This window comes from Methylocystis sp. (genome assembly GCF_051061225.1).
GTDB lineage: Bacteria > Pseudomonadota > Alphaproteobacteria > Rhizobiales > Beijerinckiaceae > Methylocystis.
The window spans coordinates 1-5,684 of record NZ_JBPFEB010000038.1 but is presented as its reverse complement, the minus strand read 5'-3'; the positions used below and the strand labels follow the sequence as shown (position 1 = coordinate 5,684).

The window sequence follows — 5,684 nt, the reverse complement described above, 5'->3', positions numbered from 1 at the left end:
CATCGGGTCGAGCGCGCCGAGAGGTTCGTCCATCAGAAGAATGTCGGGGTCGAGCATCAAGGCGCGCATCAGCGAGACGCGTTGTCGCTGACCGCCCGAGAGCTCCAGCGGATAACGATCAAGGGCCGGCAGAGCCATGCTCGTGAGCGCGGCCAGCTCACCTAGCCGCGCATTCCGCTTCTCGGCCGGCCAACCAGCCTCCTTCGCCATCAGCTCGACATTCTCGCGCGCCGTGAGATGGGGAAACAGGCCGCCATCCTGAATGACGAAACCAATCCGCCGTCGCAAAGCGCGCGCTGAACGAGGCGTGAGAGGGCGACCGTCGATCGTGATCACGCCGCGGTCCGGGGAGTCGAGCCCGATCATCAGCGAAAGCAGCGTAGACTCCCGCAGCCCGAAGGCCCGATCAGAACGGACGTTTCGTTGCTCGAGATCGCCAAGCTGACGCCGTCCACCCGCCATAAGATTTGCCGACACCCTCCAGCAGGATCATTTCAAGCTGCCCATTCCATGGTTTCGTCCCCCATCATCTAGAGCCTGCCGCGCTCGGATCAAAAGTTTGGTTCGCCCTTACCGCGACCCTGGCGGCGGGAGGCCCCCGCCATTCAAAATTCGGTAGGGATTGCACGCTGGCGTTCTCGCGTAGCCGCCACAGTTAGCCTTTCAAAAAGGCGCCCACAAAGCGAGGGCAGTGGTGACCACGCAAACGTATTCGCGCTTGGCTTCAGCGATCTTCGCAATTGTTGCGGTTCTCCACTTAATACGAGCGCTGAAAGGCGCCGAGGCGACTCTGGACGGGGCGACGATCCCAGTGGAGGCGAGTTGGGCAGGATTGCTTATCGCGGGCACGCTAGCATGGCTCGGTTTCACAGCGAGTCGCGATTGAGTTGCGTGGATAACCTTGTCTGGGCCGATCTTTGTCTAGTATGGCCGCCCATCCAGCGAAGCTTTGCAGAGATCAAGGCGGCTGACTTCTCAGAGTCGCCCAATCAACTTTTAACAGATGAGACCAGCCGAAACTCGACGCCGAACACTCGCGCGAACTCTGCGCAGGGACGGCGGGAAAGGCAGGCCAGGTCCTTAGCGGCTCTGAGTTTTGTCAGAATGTAGGATTCACAGGCCGGCCGTGCCTGTGCTCGACGACTCAGAGTGGATTTAGAGGCGCGTCAGCGTCACCGCAAGAATGACGACCATAGCCAGCATACAAACCGGAATTAGCCATCCCATTTGAACCTCCCTGCATTGAGCGTCGTTGACCTGCTATCGCAGCTTCACGCGGGAATCATCCCAACCTAGGGGGCGATTCCTGTCAAGCGCTACCGCTTGGATACCAAAGCGGCGGCGCGACCGCCTTGAAACCAAAAAAGCGTGGGATGAAGCTGCGCGCGAAGCGATAAGGCGCCCGGAGAATTGAAGATAAAACTTCGTTGCACACCGCCGTGATGCTTTTGATCGATGTGAATGGGCATAAAAACCAGTATGGCGCTAGCTTGTCGTGAAAAATGGCGACATTAAGAGCGGAGCTATCTGATGAAAACCAAACATGCTTCGTTGCGTCCTTTTCGCGCATTTGCTTCAACTGTGGCTCTCGCGGGTTGCGGCTCAAAAGACTCGGAGCTGACCACGACCATCACTGATTGCCAACTGGATGCCCGCGATTCTGGCTGGCATGAAGGCGGCTGCGGTGATCAATGTCGGCACGGCAACGTTAGGCGTCTTGATTGGCGCGGGTGGCTTCAATCAGCCGATTTTCACCGGCGTGCGGTTGGATAATTGCGGGCTCATCCTTGAAGGGGCGGTGCCGGCGGCCCTGGCCGCTCTAGCTGTGCAGGGGCTGTTTGGACGCGCCGAGCGCCATCTTGTCCCGCGCGGGTTGCGAATAAAGCCAGCCGCCTTAGCCTGATCAATCAGCGATCAAGCTCGGGATACCGTCGGAATATGCCCTTCTCGTTGAATTTTATTTGCCTATCGCTATCGAGATAGGCGCGGATGCGTGGGCGATGCGCCACCAGCTCACGCAGAGCAGCCACCCGGGGGCACTCCGCGAGCACGGCTCCTGTGCTTTAGCACTGCTTTGGCAGTTTAGGCCTGCCAATTTTGGCGAGTAGCTTATCGCAATGAGGACATCGCTTGGGTGGCGGCCGAGCGAAGAGGCCAAGGATAGCTTGCCGGATGGCCGGCATGCTCGGTTGTGGCGGCGGTCCCCCGACTCTTTTTTTCCGCCCCGCGGCTCTGAGGCGGCGGGACTGAAGGAAAGCGTAGGCAATCATTGTCATCAAGGCGTGTCGGTGCAAGCCGGTCCAGGATCGGCCCTCGAAGTGGTCGAGGCCGAGTTCTTCCTTGAGCTGCTGATGGGCCTGCTCACAAACCCATCTGGCTTTGATCGTGGCGGCGAGCGTTTTCAGCCTCGCTTCGGCGGGCAGGTTCGACACATAGTATTTTTGCTCACCCGTTGATCGACGTTCGCCGACAAGCCAGACTTCCTCGCCTGGCATGGACTGCATGCGATTGTCGCGCATGCGGTGCTTTTGGCCATCGGCGACACGAATGCGGCGAGCCGCGAAGAGACAGGTCAACCGGCCTTTCGTGCCCCGCCGCCAACTCACCTTTTGCCATTTCGCGTCAGCCAACGCCGCTTCAGCGGAGACCGGCGGCTGTTCAGGGATTCGGTATTTGCGGGGCTTCCCTGTTTTTGCGACAGGAAACACCAGCGCGACATCTGCCGGGTAGACGTTCTGGCGCCGTGACAGCCCCACCGCCCATAGCCGGCTGCAGTTTCGTGAGACCGCGCCCAAACATCGGATAGATTGGAAGCCTGCGGAGGAGCTGGAGGATTGTAGCATCGCCTGAACTTCGTCGGCGTCTTCGGTCCAGAACCACCTGGAGCGTGAGCGGCGCCATACGGCCTCGCAAGCTCGGCGATCGATCCTGACGCCAGCGCCGCCCTGTCTGTCATGTGCGAAAAGCGACCGCTTTCGCTCGGAGGATCTGTCGCAGTCGCCGGGCTGCTTGGTTTCGGCCTTGAGCCGCAGCGTGCCGCCTACTTCCGCGTCCGCTGCTTGCATCGCTGCGTGCCCCACTGGCGAGGGCTGCGGGGCTCACGGCGGAGAGCGTTTCGTGCCTTCCAAGCGGCGGCTGTTTTCGGACCGAAGAAAATAGCTGGCATTCTGGGCTCCCGCGTAAAGTTCCGATAGCCTGCCATTCTGCAAAGGTGGCGCCGCGCGGCTGTGTCGTTCGGAAGCGTTGACGACTTCGACCGACGAATCAGGAGGACCGATGTTACGGTCCGGACTCATAACCAATCGGCGACGATCGCGGCGATGCGGAATTAGCCCTCTCGGCGCTACGCAAGGCCCTGACGTTACGCCGCCCCGCGTTTGATCTCTCACTCAGACCGTCGAAGCCAATATTTTTGTCCGCTCATTGCTCGCACATCGGTTACCGGCGTCGGGCATCACGTCACCCAGCGTGGCAATGGTCCCCAGCCGATCTTCGTGGAACCGGAGGACTACGCGCTCCCCGCGATATCCTCGCGGAGTGCTGCAAGGCGAACGGCGTCGCCTGCTGGGCCTATTGCCTCATGCCCTCACGTCCACCTCATCCTGACGCCTGCGACGCCGGACGGACTGCCGCACGTCGTGCGCGGGGAGCATCGGCGCTATGCCGCCTTCTTCAACGCCCCTCACAGCGTCAGCATATAGGCGACGAGCGCGTCCTTTTCGTCCTGGGTGAGCTTGATGCCCAAAACGAGATTGAAGAACTCGACCGTGTCCGCGAGTGTGAGCAAACGGCCGTCATGCATGTAAGGCGGCGAATCCTTGATGCCGCGCAGCGTGAATGTCTTGATCGGACCGTCGGGAACGACGACGAGACCGTTGTTGTTCAGTCCAGGCTCGTAAAATCGTTCCAGCTTCAGGTCGTGCATATTGTTGTCGAGGAAGGACGTCTGCGGGACGTGGCACTCGGCGCACCGACCCTTGCCGAGGAAAACCCTCTCTCCGGCCAGTTCCTGCTGCGTGGCCTTGGCAGGATCGAGGCGGCCGGCGACATCGAGCTTGGGCGCCGGCGGGAAGTCGATGATGTTTTGCATCTGCGCCATCATCGCAACATGGTCGGGCCGGTTCGGCAAATGAGCGCCCTTGCGTTGCGCGCTCACTTGGTCGCCATTGAAATAGGCTGTTCGCTGCTCGAACTCGGAGAAGTCCTCTACAGACCGCAGGGACCGTTTGGACCCGTGTATCTGCTGGTTGAACAGGCCTCTCAGGCTCACCGTGTCCAGACGAAAACGCACCGTCTGCGGGCGCAAATCGGGCGTCAGGTGAAAGGCCGCGTTGGTGTGGAAATTAGAATGACAGTCGAGGCAGGTGACGCCCAGGCTCGGTTCGGCGACCTTGCGGTCCTCCGTCTGATTGAATTCCTCCTGCGGGAAGGGCGTCAGCAGAAGCCTCAATCCCTCCATCTGCACCGGCGTGACGATGCCGATCATGGATTCGTAATAGTTCTTGATGGTCAGCAACTTCCCCTTCGACACGTCGCCGAGGTCGGGACGCGTTGTCAGAAAGATGGGCGGGGGGAACTCGGGGGTGAACCTGTCGGGCAGGTCGAAATCGATGTCGAAGCGTTGCAGGTCGCGCGCTTCCGCCCGCTTGATCTCGTCGATCTGCTGCTTGGGAAAGACCTGGCCGCCGGTCGCCTGTTTGACATGCGGCAGCGGCGTAAAGCCCGCGGGAAAAGCGTGGCGTTTCCTGATCTCGTCGGCAGACAGCGCCGCGAGAGAGTCCCATGTGGCGCCCTGCGGGAGCTTGACGCGGACGCCGCCCTGCACCGGCTTACGTCCGCCCGACATCATGACGCCCTGCATCGGCTTGTCGGAGAGATCGTACCGGTCCTGGAAAAGCGTCTGCTGCTTTTGCATGGCCGTCGACTTTTGCGCCTCGTCCTTCGCTTTCACGGCGTCGAAGGGCTCGGTCGGGAGCGGCCGATAGGTGGCGTCTGGCGGCGCCTGCTGGGCAGAAACGCCAAGGGGAAGCAGAGCGGCGCAGCTCACTGAGACCAAGAAAATCGAAGGGGAGAAAAGACGCATGCGAAAGCCCTCACAATCGATTGGCGCTCGACTTTGAACTCTACGGAGGCGCGCCCGTTCCGTTGGCGTGGGGGTTTATGGAAGCAGGCCGCCCATTCTCCAGCAAATTGGCTTGTCACCGAACTTGCTATTCGTGGAGGCTGGAGCGCTCTTCCTCGGCGTGCGACGGCGCGCCGGCTGCTTCTTCGCCGCGAATCCTCTCTCGCAGTGATTGCACGATCACCTAGATGTCACTTCTGATCAGGTTGTTCCGAGGAGAGCCTGAGTGGGCGGTCGTCGGTTTAGAGCCGAATGAGGCCTGCGGTCATTATACCACGAGAGCCATCGGTCGAGATCGGCGGCGCGCGCATCGGATGATTTGAAAGGAATGGCGTAGGCCCATTCACGCAGCATCGCCTGAATGAAGCGCTCGGCCTTGCCGTTGGTTTTCGGCGTGTAAGGCCGCGTTCGGATGTGGCGTATGCCCAGCATCCGCAAGGCTTTGCGGAACAGCTTGGCGACATAGCCCGAACCGTTGTCGGTCATGACGCGCTCGACCTCGACGCCCCGCGCCCTGAACCAGCGAAGCGCGCGGACGAGAAAGCCAGTCGTCGACTGCTTT

Annotated in this window: 5 protein-coding genes and 2 pseudogenes; 1 reads left to right on the top strand and 6 read right to left on the bottom strand. The window is 60.7% G+C overall.

The annotated features are described in order from the left end of the window. Both ACR652_RS07930 and ACR652_RS07925 read right to left on the bottom strand, forming a co-directional pair. Positions 1–462 (bottom strand): ATP-binding cassette domain-containing protein (locus ACR652_RS07930; RefSeq protein WP_434505974.1); only part of this gene is annotated, 462 nt, incomplete at its 3' end. 847 nt (positions 463–1,309) lie between these two features. Beyond that, a complete protein-coding gene (locus ACR652_RS07925; protein WP_434505973.1) occupies positions 1,310–1,579 on the bottom strand; it encodes a hypothetical protein in 270 nt (89 codons plus the stop codon). Positions 1,580–1,648: 69 nt separating this feature from the next. Here ACR652_RS07925 and ACR652_RS07920 point away from each other — a divergent pair, with 69 nt between their 5' ends. Beyond that, positions 1,649–1,903, top strand: a complete 255-nt coding sequence (locus ACR652_RS07920) for a hypothetical protein (protein ID WP_434505972.1) — start codon at positions 1,649–1,651, stop codon at positions 1,901–1,903. 4 nt (positions 1,904–1,907) lie between these two features. On the opposite strand, the pseudogene ACR652_RS07915 reads toward ACR652_RS07920, so the two are convergent. The 4 genes and pseudogenes from ACR652_RS07915 to ACR652_RS07900 form a co-directional block, all read right to left on the bottom strand. Further along, positions 1,908–2,063: pseudogene (locus ACR652_RS07915) on the bottom strand (glutathione S-transferase); the annotation flags it as partial. Between the two features lie 46 nt (positions 2,064–2,109). Continuing rightward, positions 2,110–2,762: pseudogene (locus ACR652_RS07910) on the bottom strand (transposase); the annotation flags it as partial. A 920-nt stretch (positions 2,763–3,682) separates the two neighbouring features. Beyond that, positions 3,683–5,047, bottom strand: coding sequence for a cytochrome B6 (locus ACR652_RS07905; protein ID WP_434505971.1), 1,365 nt, complete (start codon positions 5,045–5,047; stop codon positions 3,683–3,685). Positions 5,048–5,323: 276 nt separating this feature from the next. Then, a partial coding sequence (locus tag ACR652_RS07900) for an integrase core domain-containing protein (RefSeq protein WP_434505970.1) occupies positions 5,324–5,684 on the bottom strand: 361 nt, incomplete at its 5' end.